General features: G+C 72.3%; 12 protein-coding genes. 7 read left to right on the top strand and 5 right to left on the bottom strand.

Annotated elements, in window-relative coordinates; translation table 11 throughout:
• Positions 1–344: 344 nt before the first annotated feature.
• Positions 345–1,949, bottom strand: coding sequence for a peptide-N4-asparagine amidase (locus tag ACIQHQ_RS22375; protein ID WP_402613974.1), 1,605 nt, complete (start codon positions 1,947–1,949; stop codon positions 345–347).
• Between the two features lie 198 nt (positions 1,950–2,147).
• Between ACIQHQ_RS22375 and ACIQHQ_RS22370 the strand changes: the two genes are divergently transcribed.
• From ACIQHQ_RS22370 to ACIQHQ_RS22355, 4 genes are all read left to right on the top strand, one after another.
• Complete coding sequence (locus ACIQHQ_RS22370) at positions 2,148–3,953, top strand: ABC transporter transmembrane domain-containing protein (RefSeq protein ID WP_402613971.1); 1,806 nt, start codon at positions 2,148–2,150, stop codon at positions 3,951–3,953.
• The gene (locus ACIQHQ_RS22365) at positions 3,950–5,731 is read left to right on the top strand and encodes an ABC transporter ATP-binding protein (RefSeq protein WP_402613968.1); all 1,782 of its coding nucleotides are present in this window, start codon (positions 3,950–3,952) and stop codon (positions 5,729–5,731) included. Before ACIQHQ_RS22370 ends, ACIQHQ_RS22365 begins: the two co-directional genes overlap by 4 nt.
• A gap of 207 nt (positions 5,732–5,938) precedes the next feature.
• Positions 5,939–6,409, top strand: coding sequence for a DUF5709 domain-containing protein (locus ACIQHQ_RS22360; protein ID WP_402613965.1), 471 nt, complete (start codon positions 5,939–5,941; stop codon positions 6,407–6,409).
• A gap of 35 nt (positions 6,410–6,444) precedes the next feature.
• Positions 6,445–6,690, top strand: a complete 246-nt coding sequence (locus ACIQHQ_RS22355; protein WP_402613962.1) for a type B 50S ribosomal protein L31 — start codon at positions 6,445–6,447, stop codon at positions 6,688–6,690.
• Positions 6,691–6,709: 19 nt separating this feature from the next.
• Here ACIQHQ_RS22355 and ACIQHQ_RS22350 read toward each other — a convergent pair whose 3' ends face one another.
• A complete protein-coding gene (locus ACIQHQ_RS22350) occupies positions 6,710–7,504 on the bottom strand; it encodes a metal-dependent hydrolase (protein ID WP_402613959.1) in 795 nt (264 codons plus the stop codon).
• Between the two features lie 145 nt (positions 7,505–7,649).
• Between ACIQHQ_RS22350 and ACIQHQ_RS22345 the strand changes: the two genes are divergently transcribed.
• From ACIQHQ_RS22345 to ACIQHQ_RS22335, 3 genes are all read left to right on the top strand, one after another.
• Positions 7,650–10,163, top strand: coding sequence for a DEAD/DEAH box helicase (locus ACIQHQ_RS22345; protein WP_402613956.1), 2,514 nt, complete (start codon positions 7,650–7,652; stop codon positions 10,161–10,163).
• A 37-nt stretch (positions 10,164–10,200) separates the two neighbouring features.
• Positions 10,201–11,073: an acyl-CoA thioesterase gene (locus ACIQHQ_RS22340; RefSeq protein WP_402613953.1), complete on the top strand. Its 873-nt coding sequence runs from the start codon at positions 10,201–10,203 to the stop codon at positions 11,071–11,073.
• Positions 11,074–11,199: 126 nt separating this feature from the next.
• Complete coding sequence (locus ACIQHQ_RS22335) at positions 11,200–12,096, top strand: DMT family transporter (protein WP_402614517.1); 897 nt, start codon at positions 11,200–11,202, stop codon at positions 12,094–12,096.
• 199 nt (positions 12,097–12,295) lie between these two features.
• Here the strand turns inward: ACIQHQ_RS22335 and ACIQHQ_RS22330 are convergent, their stop codons facing one another.
• Genes ACIQHQ_RS22330 through ACIQHQ_RS22320 form a run of 3 tightly spaced genes read right to left on the bottom strand, consistent with a single transcriptional unit; the run spans position 12,296 to position 14,516 of the window.
• Positions 12,296–13,081 carry an Fpg/Nei family DNA glycosylase gene (locus ACIQHQ_RS22330; RefSeq protein WP_402613950.1) on the bottom strand — a complete coding sequence of 262 codons (786 nt, stop codon included), beginning with the start codon at positions 13,079–13,081 and terminating at the stop codon, positions 12,296–12,298.
• Between the two features lie 10 nt (positions 13,082–13,091).
• Entirely contained in the window at positions 13,092–13,463 is a 372-nt protein-coding gene (locus tag ACIQHQ_RS22325) for a VOC family protein (protein ID WP_402613947.1), read from the bottom strand.
• Positions 13,464–13,517: 54 nt separating this feature from the next.
• Entirely contained in the window at positions 13,518–14,516 is a 999-nt protein-coding gene (locus tag ACIQHQ_RS22320; protein ID WP_402613945.1) for a DUF6397 family protein, read from the bottom strand.
• Between the last annotated feature and the right edge of the window lie 38 nt (positions 14,517–14,554).

Here is a 14,554-nt window from a genome sequence, read left to right as displayed (position 1 = left end):
GTAGGGGGGGGGGGGGGGGGGGGGGGGGGGGGGGGGGGGGGGGGGGGGGGGGGGGGGGTGGGGGGGGGGGGGGGGGGGGGGGCGGGGGCCGGGGCGCCCCCCCGGGGGGGGGCGGCGCCCCCCGGGGGGGGGGGGGGGGGGGGCCCCCCGGCCCCGTGTCGTGGTCCGGGTCAACCGGCCTCGGCGACGGGCTCCTTGAGCTCCTCGGCTTCCTTGGGCCCGGGAAGCCCGGGGCGAGCGCGTCGCCGTCTGTGGAGGCCGTCTTGATCACGCACAAGACCGCACCGTTTCAGCCACCTGACAGCGTCGAAGTGACGTACACCGCCTGCGCCGCGCGACTCCCCTCAGCAACGCCTGCGGTCGCCCGTGAGCACCCCTTGGACGGTGGTCAGCGTGCGGTCGTAGCAGCCGCGCGAGCCGTGCAGCCGGTAGCGCTCGCTCGTGGTGCCGACCGCGTGGCGCTGATCGCGCGGCACGTTCACCGTGTACGTCGCGTCGCCCGTATACGAGTGGTCGAGCCGGGACCACGAGGTGCGCCGCCCGCTGTGCGTCCCGACGGCCGTGGCGCGGTCGCCGAGGGTCAGCACGGTGCGCAGCCGGTCGTCCGCGCCGAGGGTGGTGGTGCCGTCCATCGTGTAGGTGCGGCGGGTGCGCGTGGCGTGGCCGTCGACGGTGACCGACTCGGCGTCGGTCCAGGTGGCTTCGAGCGCGTCCGTCGTCTCGCCGTCGGTCCAGCGGTGCGTGGAGGAGTGGGTGAGCGAGCGGCCGACCGTGGTCCGGACGCGGCCGTGCGACGTGTCGACATGGCCGCCGACGGTCAGCCGGTGGGCGCCCTCGGTGTCGACCGCATGCTCCGAACCGGGCGTGTAGACCGATGAGTCGGCGAGATCGCCTTCTTTGTGCACGGTGAGCTTCCCGGTGACCCGCTCGCGCTGTTCGTCCTGCCAGACGAGGACGTTCACGGGCGCGCTCCAGCCGCTCTGTCCCTCGGGAACGCCGACGACCGAGACCTCGACGCGGTGCGGGCGGCCGTCGTTGAGGATCCCGGCGAAGGGCGTGAGGTCGTAAGTGATCGGCTCGATGTCGAAGGCGCGCGGGCCCGGGATCACATACCAGAGGAACGGGTTGGACCAGCCGCCGGTCCAGACCGTCGGGAACGGGGCGGCGATGCCGGCGAGGCGGCCGTCCACGCTGATCTGCACCTCCCTGTAGGGGCCGTGGCCGGCCTTGCAGGAGTACGGCGCCGGATCGGGCACCGTCAGGTACCAGTACTCCTCGCAGCCGCCGCCGGAGCCGGTCGCGTACACCTCGGCGACGATGCGCTCGCTGTTGCGCGGGGTGGTGAGGGCCGAGTCGCCGTCGAGGGTGAGGACCCGGTCGGGGCTCGTTCCGTCGGGGCGCCCCCGGTAGAACGTCAGCGTGACCTCGATGTCGAGGACGCCCGTGTAGGTGTCGTCGACGACGTTCCCGATGAGCATCTCGACGCCACGGGTCGAACGGAAGGTGTCGCCGTAGCGCGTGACGTCCTTCTCCACGGACCACTCGATGCCGTCCGGTGAGGGCTGGGGCGTGGACGTCCGGAAGATCTCGACCCCGCCGACATGGAGGTAGCCCAGCCGGTCGTACTGGCGTCCCTTCACCTTGCCGTCGAGCCTCAGCACCACCTTGCTCCAGCGGTCGCCGCAACCGGTGGGCGGTGTGTACGTGCCGCGGTACGGGGTGAAGTCGCGAAACCGCGCCCGGACGAGGGTGACTTCACAGGATTTTCCGGCAGGCCTCTCGACGGCCGGGGCGGCCGTGACCGGGTCGTGCCAGTCGGTGCCGAACTCGGCGGGGACATCGGCCGACCGGGCCGGGACGTCCGCCGCTCCGGCGGTTCCGGTGCCGAGGAGGGTGCTTGTCAGGAGGACCGCTCCGGCAAGCATGGACATGACGATCCGTCTCTTCATGGGCGGTGTTCTACGGGGCCCCGGCCGCCTCCGCAATGGGCACCGGCCCGCCGGGCCCAGCCTGTTGCCGCCCCGGTCGGCCGGTTCCGTTCGGTGGGCGGAAAACCTGTTGCCCCCGACCACGCCACGAGGCGAACCTGTCACGGTTTGCTGCCTTCGGCCGGACCCCATCCCCCTGACACGAGCCACTGGGACGTCATGCAGATTCAAGACCTTCCGTACCCCGACCCGGGCGTGCCGGACGCGCGTTCGGGGCCTCGATTCCTGTGGTGGCTCTTCCGCAATCAGCTGGGCGGTCAGCTCAAGTCGCTGGCCTGGGGGCTGCTGCACTTCGCCTCCGTCGCCGCGCTGCCGTTCTGTGTCGGGGTCGCCGTGCAGGCCGTCGTCGACCGCTCCGGCTCACGGCTCGCCCTGGCGGGCGGCCTGCTGGCGCTGGCCTGCGTCGGCAACGCGGTCGGCGACACCTTCCTGCACCGCACGGCGATCACCAACTGGATCACGGCGGCCGCCCGCGTCCAGCAACTGCTCGCCCGCAAGGCCGCCCATCTGGGCTCGGCACTGACCCGGCGCGTCGCGGCCGGTGAAGTGGTGGCTGTTTCGACGGGCGACGTCGAGAAGATCGGCTGGTTCGTCGAGGCCCTGTCCCGCTTCAGCGCGGCCCTGGTCACCATCGTGCTGGTCTGCGTCGGCCTGCTGGTCTACCAGCCGGCGCTCGGCGTGGTCGTCGCCGTGGGGCTGCCCGCGCTGGCACTCGCCGTGCTGCCGCTGCTGCCCCGCGCCACCCGGCGCGCCGACACCCAGCGCGAGAAGGCCGGACGCGCCACCGAACTCGCCTCGGACACCGTCGCCGGGCTGCGGGTGCTGCGCGGGATCGGCGGCGAGGAGCTGTTCCTCGACCGCTACCGCAGCGCCTCCCAGGAGGTCCGCCACGCGGCCGTACGCAGCGCCCGGATGTGGTCCCTGATCTCCGCGATCCAGGTCCTGCTGCCCGGGCTGCTGCTCATCGCCGTCGTCTGGTACGGCGTGCGGCTGGCGCGCGAGGGGCGGATCACCGTCGGCGAACTGGTCACCGTCTACAGCTCGGTGATGGTCCTCACCTACCCGCTGCGGCACTTCGAGGAGATCGCCATGGCGTACTCCTTCTCCCGGCCCTCCGCCAAGCGGGCCGCGGGAGTGCTGTCGCTTCAGCGGCCCACCGACACCACCGGATCGCGCGCCGACGGTGTCCCTTCCGGCGACCTCTACGACCCGGAGACCGGACTCCTCGCACCCGCCGGGCGGCTCACGGCCGTGGTGTGCGGCGACCCGGACGCGGCGGGGATGCTGGCGGAACGGCTGGGCGGACACCCGTCCCAGGAGGGCACCTCGGTGCTGCTGGGCGGGGTGCCGCTCGACGAACTCCCGCTGGACAGCGCCCGCACGGCCGTCCTCGTCCAGGACAAGGACCCGGTCCTGCTGTCGGGCACGCTGCGCGACCTGCTCGACGTACCCGCCTCGGGTGACGTCCCGCCGCAGGCTGCCCTGGCGGCCGCGCAGTGCGACGACGTGCTGGCGGCGCTGGTGCAGGGCTCGCTGGACGCCGCCGATCCCATGGACGCGCGCATCACCGAACGCGGCCGGTCCCTGTCCGGCGGTCAGCGGCAGCGGCTGGCGCTGGCCCGGTCGCTGGTCACCGACCCGGAGGCGCTCGTCCTGGACGAGCCGACCTCGGCCGTCGATTCGCACACCGAGGCGCGGATCGCGCAGGGCGTGCGGGAGTTGCGCGCCGGGCGCACGACCGTGGTATTCACCTCCTCCCCGCTGCTGCTGGACCGCGCCGACCGGGTCGTGTTCCTGCACGACGGCGAGGCCGTGGCGGTCGGCACCCACCACGACCTGGTACGGAACGAACCCCGCTACCGGGCGGTGGTCACACGCGAGACGGACGACGAGGCCGCGCTGAACGGCTCCGTCGCCTTGAAGGACGTCCTGAAGGAACTGGAAGAGATCGAGGAGAAGGCATGATCGGCGTCGCGCCACCGGCGTACGACCCGGCGGCCCCGACCACGGCGAGCACCCTGCCGGTCGGCGCCCCCGAGACCGTCCGCGCCTATGTGGCCGAACTGCTGCGCCGGCACCGGCGGGCGTTCCTGCTGCTGATCGCCGTCAACACGGCCGCCGTGATCGCCTCGATGGCCGGTCCCTGGCTGCTGGGCGGACTTGTGGAGCGGGTGTCCGGCGGGGCACGGGACCTGCGGCTGGAACTGACGGCCGGGCTCTTCGTCGCCGCGCTGGCCGTCCAGGCGGTGTTCGTCCGCGAGGTGCGGCTGCGCGGGGCGATGCTGGGCGAGCGGATGCTGGCCGACCTGCGCGAGGACTTCCTCGTCCGGTCGGTGGGGTTGCCGCCCGGGGTGCTGGAGCGGGCCGGCACCGGCGACCTGCTGTCCCGGATCACGACCGACGTCGACCGGCTGGGCAACGCGATGCGCGAGGCCGTGCCGCAGCTGTCCATCGGCGTGGTGTGGGTCGTCCTGCTGATGGGCGGACTGGTGATCACGGCGCCTCCGCTGGCGCTCGCCGTGCTGCTCGCCCTGCCGCTGCTGATCATCGGCTGCCGCTGGTACTTCCGGCGGGCCCCCTCGGCCTACCGTTCCGAGGCCGCCGGGTACGCCGCCGTGGCCGCCGCGCTCGCCGAGACCGTGGACGCCGGGCGCACCGTCGAGGCCCACCGCCTGGGCGAGCGCCGCGTGGCGCTGTCGGAGCGACGGATCCGGGAGTGGACCGCCTGGGAGCGGTACACGCTCTGGCTGCGGTCGGTGCTCTTCCCCGTCGTCAACGTCACCCACGTCACCGTGCTCGCCTCGGTCCTGATGATCGGCGGCGTGTTCGCCCTGCACGGGTGGATCGATGTCGGCCAGCTCACGACCGGCGCGCTGATCGCCCAGATGCTGGTCGACCCGGTGGGCATGATCCTGCGCTGGTACGACGAGCTCCAGGTGGCGCAGGTGTCGCTGGCCCGGCTCGTCGGGGTCCGGGACATCGAGCCCGACGCCGGGGATCCGTCGGTCGCCCCCGAGGGACGGCACGTGCACGCCGACCGGGTGCACTTCGGCTATCTGGAGGGCGTGGACGTCCTGCGCAAGGTGTCCCTGGAGGTCTCCCCCGGCACCCGGATGGCATTGGTCGGCCCCTCGGGTGCGGGCAAGTCCACGCTGGGCCGGCTGCTCGCCGGGATCTACGCGCCCCGGGACGGCCGGATCACCCTGGGCGGCGCCGAGCTGTCCCGGATGCCCGCCGAACGCGTCCGCTCCCATGTGGCCCTGGTCAACCAGGAGCACCACGTCTTCGTGGGCTCTCTGCGCGACAACCTCCGGCTCGCGCGGACCGGTGCCGTCGACGCCGAGCTGTGGGCTGCGCTGGGGGCGGTCGACGCGGACGGCTGGGCCAGGGCACTGGAGGACGGTCTGGACACCGAGGTCGGCTCGGGCGGCCTGGCGCTCACCCCGGCCCAGGCCCAGCAGATCGCGCTGGCCCGCCTGGTGCTGGCCGACCCGCACACGCTGGTCCTGGACGAGGCGACGTCGCTGCTCGACCCGCGCGCCGCCCGCAACCTGGAACGCTCCCTGGCCCGGGTCCTCGACGGCCGGACCGTCGTCGCCATCGCCCACCGGCTGCACACCGCCCACGACGCGGACGTCATCGCCGTCGTCGAGAACGGCCGCATCGGCGAACTGGGCAGCCACGAGGAGCTGGTCGCGGCGGACGGCGCGTACGCGGCGCTGTGGAGGTCGTGGCACGGCTGAGCACCTCGTCGTGCGGGACGGCGTCGCCCGGGGGGCCGCCGGGTCCTTGGCGTTGCGCGGTCCCGAGCCGGGGTGGAAGGCTGGAATCAGGCACCGGCTCGGGGACGCCCGCCCCTCAGCGGTTCGGGCGGCGCCAGTGCTCCGTGCGGCGGCGGCCCGGCGCGGGACTCGTGGAAGCGGGCCCGTCCCCACCCCCTGGAGGTACCCGTGAACAGCTCCGACGGCTGGGGAGACGACGTCTACCAGCCGGACCAAGACGAGCAGAGAGAGGACACGGGGCTGCTCGACGCCGAGGACACCCTGGAGTACGACGGCGTCGACGATCCCCTCGACCGGGGCTGGTCCCCTCCCGAGCGACCCTGGGCCGTCGAGCACCTCGGCGTGACGGCGGCCGAGCGGCAGCGGGGCGAGACGCTGGACCAGCGGCTCTCCGAGGAGCTGCCGGACGCCGCCGCTCCGGACGGTGACGGCATCGGGGACTGCGAGGGCACCGACGGGGAACTCCTGGACAACGAGGTCGGCGCCGTGCGCTCCGGCCGGCTCGTGGCACCCGACGAGGGCGCCCACGAGGACGAGGAGGAGGCACTGGTCGCCATGGACGTGGGCATCGACGGCGCCGCCGCGTCGGCCGAGGAGGCCGCTGTGCACATCGTCGACGAGGACACCCTGTCCGGCTGACAGGGAAACCGGCCCGAGTCGTCCGAGGAGCTTTCATGCAGCAGGACAAGCACCCCGACTACCACCCCGTCGTCTTCCGCGACCGCGCCGCCGGATACGCGTTCCTCACCCGGTCCACCGCGACCAGCGACCAGAGCATCGAGTGGGACGACGGAGAGACCTACCCGGTCGTGGACGTGGAGATCTCCTCGGAGAGCCACCCCTTCTACACGGGCAAGGCCCGCACGGTGGACTCGGAGGGCAGGGTCGCCGCGTTCGAGCGGCGCTACGGCGGCCGCTGAGGCAGGGGGCGGGCCCGGCTCAGATGACGTTGAGCGCCGCCGCGCAGCCCACCCCGCCGAGCAGCATGAACAGCGGCATCAGCAGCTTCAGCTCGACCCAGCTGCCGGCCCGGAACCGCATGGCCTTCGGCGGCCCGATCGGGTACCAGCGCTTGCGCCCGACCGGGATGGGCCACAGGATCGGGCAGCCGGACACGGTGAGCGCGTCCCCGATGTCGTGCACGAGGGCGCCCAGCACCACCGGCAGCCCCAGCCACAGGTACTCCTGGCCCGGCGCCGTGAACAGCCAGTCCGCGCCGTTGCCCGGCTTGTCCAGCACGCCCGCGAGGATCCACGCGGTGGTCGCGGCCAGCAGCCACACCAGGACCTCGCTGCTGGAGCCGCGTGTGGCCCGCCACAGCAGGCCCTCGATGGCCAGGACCATGTGCACGAAGAGGACCGCGAGGACGCCCCAGCGGTCGCCGGTGATCGCCACGACCGAGGTGCCCGCACCGATCAGGACCGCCCACAGCCAGGTGTGCGTGAGGGTGCGGTGTCCGCCGGAGCGGCGCGGGTCGCCCTGCTTCTTGGTGGCCTTGTAGACGGCGTACGACAGCTTGTCCACGATCTCGCACAGCCAGCGCGACACCGGCCCGAAGGACCGGGAGATGGTGGCGGCCTTGTGGTCGAGGTCCGGGGCCAGGGCCGCTCCGGCGCAGATCAGGGCACCGACGAGGAGGACCGGCCAGGGCATCGGATGCCCGGCCGCCGCGGCGGCCGCACCGACGCCGAGCCAGGCGGCGGCTCCCGACAGTGAGTGTGCTGGTCCCATCATGGCCGCTGCCCGCCCCATTCCTCATCTGCCGCTGTCCAGTTGACCGGGCGCGCTGACGTCCCGTCGGCGCCCCAGCGTAGCGTTCGTGATCTTCGGGCCCGCAGCCGATTCCCGCATCGGGCATCGGGCCAGGCAAGATGGGGGCGTGACCCTCATCGATCAGCTGCCGCGGACCGCCGACCCCGACGCCTTGTACGAAGCCTTCGAGTCGTGGGCCGGCGAGCGCGGGCTCACCCTCTACTCCCACCAGGAGGAGGCGCTGATCGAGGTGGTCTCCGGCGCGAACGTGATCGTGTCGACGCCCACCGGCTCCGGCAAGAGCATGATCGCGGCAGGCGCGCACTTCGCGGCTCTCGCCCGTGACGAGGTCACCTTCTACACCGCCCCGATCAAGGCATTGGTGTCGGAGAAGTTCTTCGAGCTGTGCAAGATCTTCGGCACGGAGAACGTCGGCATGCTGACCGGTGACGCGTCCGTCAACGCCGACGCGCCCGTGATCTGCTGCACCGCCGAGGTGCTCGCGTCGATCGCACTGCGCGACGGCAAGGACGCGGACGTCGGCCAGGTCGTGATGGACGAGTTCCACTTCTACGCGGAGGGCGACCGCGGCTGGGCTTGGCAGATCCCGATCCTGGAGCTGCCGCAGGCGCAGTTCGTGCTGATGTCCGCGACGCTCGGCGACGTCTCCTTCTTCGAGAAGGACCTCACCCGCCGCACGAACCGCCCGACCGCGGTGGTCCGCTCGGCGACCCGGCCGGTCCCGCTCTCCTACGAGTACCGGTACACCCCGCTCACCGAGACGCTCACCGACCTGCTGGCGGCCCGGCAGGCGCCCGTCTACATCGTGCACTTCACTCAGGCGCAGGCCGTGGAGCGGGCGCAGGCGCTGATGAGCATCAACATGTGCTCGAAGGAGGAGAAGGAACGGATCGCCGAGCTGATCGGCAACTTCCGCTTCACCACCAAGTTCGGGCGCAACCTGTCCCGTTACGTCCGGCACGGCATCGGCGTGCACCACGCCGGCATGCTCCCCAAGTACCGCCGCCTGGTGGAGAAGCTCGCGCAGGCCGGTCTGCTGAAGGTCATCTGTGGCACCGACACGCTCGGCGTGGGTGTCAACGTCCCCATCCGCACCGTGCTGTTCACGGCCCTCACCAAGTACGACGGTACCCGCGTGCGCACCCTGCGCGCCCGGGAGTTCCACCAGATCGCGGGCCGTGCCGGACGGGCCGGGTACGACACGGAGGGCTTCGTCGTCGCGCAGGCGCCCGAGCACGTCGTCGAGAACGAGAAGGCCCTCGCCAAGGCGGGCGACGACCCGAAGAAGCGCCGCAAGGTCGTCCGCAAGAAGGCACCGGAGGGCTTCGTCGCCTGGTCGGAGCAGACCTTCGAGAAGCTCATCGGGTCCGAGCCGGAGCCGTTGACGTCCCGGTTCCGGGTGACGCACACCATGCTGCTGTCGGTGATCGCCCGTCCCGGCAACGCCTTCGAGGCGATGCGGCGGCTGCTGGAGGACAACCACGAGCCGCGCAAGCAGCAGTTGCGGCACATCCGCCGGGCCATCGCGATCTACCGTTCGCTGCTGGACGGCGGCATCGTCGAAAAGCTCGGCCAGCCGGACGCCGAGGGCCGCATCGTCCGTCTCACCGTCGACCTCCAGCAGGACTTCGCGCTCAACCAGCCGCTGTCCACGTTCGCACTCGCCGCCTTCGAACTGCTCGACCCCGAGTCGCCGTCGTACGCGCTCGACATGGTGTCCGTCGTGGAGTCGACGCTCGACGACCCGCGGCAGATCCTCGCCGCCCAGCAGAACAAGGCGCGCGGCGAGGCCGTGGCCCAGATGAAGGCGGACGGGGTCGAGTACGAGGAGCGCATGGAGCGCCTCCAGGACATCACCTACCCGAAGCCCCTGGAGGAGCTGCTCTTCCACGCGTACAACACGTACCGCAAGAGCCACCCCTGGGTCGGCGACCATCCGCTGTCGCCCAAGTCGGTCATCCGTGACATGTACGAACGGGCGATGTCCTTCACGGAGTTGGTGTCCCACTACGAGCTGGCCCGCACCGAGGGCATCGTGCTGCGCTACCTCGCCAGTGCCTTCAAGGCCCTCGACCACACCGTCCCGGACGACCTCAAGTCCGAGGACCTCCAGGATCTGATCGCCTGGCTGGGCGAGATGGTGCGCCAGGTCGACTCCAGCCTGCTGGACGAGTGGGAGCAGCTGGCCAACCCCGCGGAGATGACCGCCGAGGAGGCGCAGGAGAAGGCCGACGAGGTCAAGCCGGTCACCGCCAACGCGCGCGCCTTCCGCGTCCTGGTCCGCAACGCCATGTTCCGCCGTGTGGAACTGGCCGCCCTCGACCAGGTGGGCGAACTGGGCGAGATGGACGGCGACTCCGGCTGGGACGCCGACGCCTGGGGTGAGGCGATGGACAAGTACTGGGACGAGTACGAGGATCTCGGCACCGGTCCCGACGCCCGCGGCCCGAAGCTGCTGCTCATCGAGGAGGAGCCGGAGAACGCCCTGTGGCGGGTCCGGCAGATCTTCCACGACCCCAGCGGCGACCACGACTGGGGCATCAGCGCGGAGGTCGACCTCACGGCCTCCGACGCGGAGGGCCGCGCGGTCGTGCGCGTGACCGACGTCGGCCAGCTGTGAGCGGCCGGGCAGCAGCGAGCACAGGAGAATCCCACCCATGACGACGAACCCGGCCGAGAGACTGGTCGACCTGCTCGACCTGGAGCAGATCGAGGTCGACATCTTCCGCGGCCGCAGCCCGCAGGAGTCCCTGCAGCGGGTCTTCGGCGGGCAGGTGGCGGGCCAGGCACTGGTCGCCGCCGGCCGCACCACGGAGGGCGACCGCCCGGTGCACTCGCTGCACGCGTACTTCCTGCGGCCGGGCCGGCCGGGTGTGCCGATCGTCTATCAGGTCGAGCATGTGCGCGACGGGCGGTCGTTCACCACCCGTCGGGTGACGGCCGTGCAGCAGGGCCGCACGATCTTCAATCTCACCGCGTCCTTCCACAAGCCGGAGGAAGGCAGCTTCGAGCACCAGCTGCCGCCCGCCCGCGAGGTTCCGGACCCGGAGTCCCTGCCCACGGTCACGGACGAGATCCGGGAGCATCTGGGCGCGCTGCCCGAGCAGCTGGAGCGGATGGCCCGCCGCCAGCCCTTCGACATCCGCTACGTGGACCGGCTGCGCTGGACCGCCGCGGAGGCCAGGGAAGCCGAGCCGCGCAGCGCGGTGTGGATGCGCGCGGTCGGACCGCTCGGTGACGACCCTCTCGTGCACACCTGCGCCCTCACCTACGCCAGCGACATGACGCTGCTGGACGCCGTCCGCATCCCCGTCGAGCCGCTGTGGGGGCCGCGCGGCTTCGACATGGCGTCGCTGGACCACGCCATGTGGTTCCACCGCCCGTTCCGCGCGGACGACTGGCTCCTCTACGACCAGGAGTCGCCGATCGCGGTGGGCGGCCGGGGCCTGGCCCGGGGCCGGATCTACGACCGTGAGGGCCGTCTGGTCGTGTCCGTGGTGCAGGAAGGGCTCTTCCGGAAACTCGGCTGACCTGGCCCTCCCCGATCGGAGCACCGCGCGCCGGGGCTCCGATCGCGCCGCCGGCCAAATCCGGCGAACATGGCAGGAGCAGGCACTGCCGGCGTCACACGCCCGCCGATCCGGGAGGTGGCCACGCTGCACACCGTGCTCCCTGTCGTGTTCGCGATCTGCGCGGCCTTCAGCAACGCCGTCGCGACCGTGCTGCAACGCAAGGCGGCGCTCACCGTGCCCGCGTCGCAAGGCCTGCGGGCCGGCCTGTTGGTCGATCTGCTGCGCCGGCCCGTGTGGCTGGCCGGCATCCTCGCGGTGATCGCCGCCGCCGTCTGCCAGGCCCTGGCGCTGGCCACGGGGCCGCTGACGATCGTGCAGCCGCTGTTCGTGCTGGAGCTGCCGCTCACTTTGGTCGTCGCCTCCCTGCTGATGCACCGGCATCTGCCGGGCAAGGGCTGGCTGGCCGTGACGGTGGTGGTGGCCGGTCTGGCGGTCGCGCTCGCCGCCGCCTCCCCCGCCGGCAACCGCACCCATGTGGCGCTGGACCGCTGGATTCCCGCTCTCGCCGTATGCGCCGGGGCGGTCGTAGCCCTGGCTCTCGCGGCCCTGCGGCGTCCGGAGGGCCGGGCCCGGGCCGCATGCCTGGGTGCCGCGACGGCGATCAGCTACGCGGTGACCGCGGCGCTGATGAAGGCCGCCATGCACATCCTCGACGAGCAGGGCATCGTCGGTTTCCTCACCGCCTGGCAGACGTACGCGTTCGCCGCGACCGGCGTGGGCGCGCTGTTCCTGCTGGAGAACGCCATGCAGGCCGGCCCGCTGGTCGCCTCGCAGCCCGCGCTCACCCTCGGCGACGCCCTGGTGAGCCTCGCCCTCGGCATCACCCTGTACGAGGAGACCGTCCGCTCCGGGTGGTGGCTGCTGCCCCAGCTGTTCGGCGTCGCGCTGATCGCCGCGGGGGTGCTCGCGCTGGCGCGGATTCCGTTCGCGCAGTCGCTGGTGGTCCCGGGCGAGGAGCGCGAGACCGCGGCGGCACCCTGAAGCGAAGGAGGCCCACGAACGCACGCCTCAGCGGGCCGGTGACCACCGTCAGCGGGCGGAGGAAGGATCGGCGGTGGCACGTGCCCTCGCAGACCGAGGGCGCCTCCGTGGTGATCGCCGGCTCCCGGACGCCGCCTCCGTGGTGATCGCCGGCGTCCGGGACGTCGAGGGAGCGGGCCTCGTGGCACGCCGCCCCGGATCACCGGTCCGGCTGGCACTCCGGGCACCACACCGTGCCCCGCCCGGCGATACGGGACCGGCGCAGGCCGGTGCCGCATCGCGGGCATCTCGGGTCCCGGTCGTCCCGGTGGCCGGTGAGCCAGGAGTCACGCGGCGGCACGCAACCGGCGGTGACGGACGAGCGCAGGGTGCGCCGCATCTCGTCGAACAGGCGGCGGCGGTCCTCCCCGGTGAGATCACGCACCCCTCGGTCGGGGCGCAGGCGAGCCCGCCACAAGATCTCGTCGGCGAGGAGATTGCCGAGTCCGGCGAGGACTGACTGGTCCGTGAGGGCCGTCTTGAGATGCCCGCGGCGCGATCCGAGCACCTCCTCGAACCGCGCACGGTCCACCGCCAGCGCGTCGGGGCCCTGCCGTCTCAGCAGCCGCTCCAGGTCGGACTCGTCGTGGGCCAGCCAGAGCCCCTGCAGTTTGCGCTGGTCACGGAAGCGCAGCTGACGGCCCCCGCCCAGGGTGAACAGGACACGGTCATGTATCTCGACGGGTTCGTCGGCGTGCCCGCAGACCAGCCGCCCCGTCATGCCGAAGTGCAACACGAGGGTGGGGCCGCCGGTGCGCGCGAGCAGCCACTTGCCGTGCCGCTCCGGCGTGCCGAACCTGCGCCCCTCCAGCGCGTCCCGCAGCCGCCGGGCGTCGACACCGTGCAGGACTCCCGCGTCCCGCACGTCGACGTGTCGGATCACACGCCCCTTCGCGCAGGACACGAGCACCTGCCGGAAGCCCTCGACGTCGGGCAGCTCGGGCATGACGTGCGTGTCAGGTTTCCTGGAGGACGGACAGCACGTTCCCCGCCGGGTCGGTGAACCACGCGATCAGCGGGCCGCCACCGCGGAAGATCCCTTTGTCGTCCGTCTTGAGGTGGTCGTAGCGCTCGAAACGCACCCCTCTCCTGCTCAGCTCGTCGACCGCGGCCTCGATGTCGTCGACCGGGAAGTTGAGGATGGTGAACGTCGCCGGGGTGTGATCCGGCTTGGGGTAGACCAGGGTGTCCCGGTCACCCGCGAGGTGCAGGATCAGCATCCCGTTCTCCTCCGACACCCGCAGCCCCAGCGTGTCACCGTAGAACGCCCTGGCCGCGTCGATGTCGTCCACCGAGAATCCGCTGTACGCCTTCGTCGTACCGAACATGATCGCCTCCCGGACACAGTCTCGTCAGAGGTGGACCCGAGCGCATCCGGAAACTCATCGGTCGGGGCGCCGGCCAGCGGCGATGCGAGCCGAAGGAGTCACCCGGGCCGACCGCCGGCCTTGACGGAGGAGCCGGTTCAGCAGGCCGTGGGGAGGGACGGGACTCCGGTGCACGGGCCGCGCTGCCCCCGGAGCGGGGGGGGTGGCGCGAGCGCCTCGGGTCCAGACCGCGGTGTCGGGGGCGGGGCCTCCGCCACGGGGCGGTGCCTTCGGGCCGTCCACGGGGCGGTGCCTTCGGGCCGTCCGCATGGTGTGGGCCAGGTCTGCCCGGAACCAGTCCACTTCGTCCGGCTCGCTCGCCGTCATCAGTGTCTCGGCCAGCTCGGCGGCGGGTGAACCGGGAGTGCCGTGCGCCGGGAGCCGGGGGCGGCAGTGGTCCAGGTGGGCGCGTTCGCGGGGATCCGGGACGATGTCCGCCACGTCGGCGGGGTCCAGGAGGCAGGCGACGGCTGCCGCGCGTGCCCAGGGGTCGTCCCCCGCCTGCCGTGTCAGGAATCCGACGTGACGGCCCCGCCAGTTGCGGGGCCGCCGGTCCATCCCGGACTTCAGCCCTTCCCGGATCTCAGTGGGCGCGCGGCGACCGGTCAGCAACCGGACGTTGCCGTCCTCGGCCGCGAACTGCCGGAGTTCTTCGGCCAGATACAGCCAGACGACCGTCCGATAGCGGTTCAGGTAGAACGTCACCGGGACCAGCAGGCCGAAGCGCGCGAGGCTCGTGAACCTGGTGGACGGCACCCCCATGAGCTGCGCGCCGTCAGTGGTGCCGACGGTCGCGACGCGCTCGCGCAGGGCACCCGGGACGCCGTCCCCAAAACGCAGCCGGTCGATCTCGCCCCGGGGCACGCGCCGCCCCCCGCCTCCTTCGTCGGGAACGGTCCGGATGAGCCCCAGGTTCACCGCGAGGTCGAACTCGCCCCGCTTCAGTCCCAGTTCGCGGGCGGCCCGGCTCGGGGCGCAGGTGAGGCGGTCGGCCGTCGTGCCGATGCGTGTCATGGTCGGTCTCCCCCGTGGAGTCGGCGGCTCACGCCGTG

The sequence above is a fragment of the Streptomyces sp. NPDC092370 genome, assembly GCF_044755265.1.
Taxonomy (GTDB): Bacteria; Actinomycetota; Actinomycetes; order Streptomycetales; family Streptomycetaceae; genus Streptomyces.
This window is presented reverse-complemented; position numbering and strand designations above follow the sequence as displayed.

Coding starts and splice junctions, on each gene's coding strand:
- ACIQHQ_RS22375 (WP_402613974.1), bottom strand. CDS start 1,949: ATGAAGAGACGGATCGTCATGTCCATGCTTGCCGGAGCGGTCCTCCTG.
- ACIQHQ_RS22370 (WP_402613971.1), top strand. CDS start 2,148: ATGCAGATTCAAGACCTTCCGTACCCCGACCCGGGCGTGCCGGACGCG.
- ACIQHQ_RS22365 (WP_402613968.1), top strand. CDS start 3,950: ATGATCGGCGTCGCGCCACCGGCGTACGACCCGGCGGCCCCGACCACG.
- ACIQHQ_RS22355 (WP_402613962.1), top strand. CDS start 6,445: ATGCAGCAGGACAAGCACCCCGACTACCACCCCGTCGTCTTCCGCGAC.
- ACIQHQ_RS22350 (WP_402613959.1), bottom strand. CDS start 7,504: ATGATGGGACCAGCACACTCACTGTCGGGAGCCGCCGCCTGGCTCGGC.
- ACIQHQ_RS22340 (WP_402613953.1), top strand. CDS start 10,201: ATGACGACGAACCCGGCCGAGAGACTGGTCGACCTGCTCGACCTGGAG.
- ACIQHQ_RS22330 (WP_402613950.1), bottom strand. CDS start 13,081: ATGCCCGAGCTGCCCGACGTCGAGGGCTTCCGGCAGGTGCTCGTGTCC.
- ACIQHQ_RS22325 (WP_402613947.1), bottom strand. CDS start 13,463: ATGTTCGGTACGACGAAGGCGTACAGCGGATTCTCGGTGGACGACATC.
- ACIQHQ_RS22320 (WP_402613945.1), bottom strand. CDS start 14,516: ATGACACGCATCGGCACGACGGCCGACCGCCTCACCTGCGCCCCGAGC.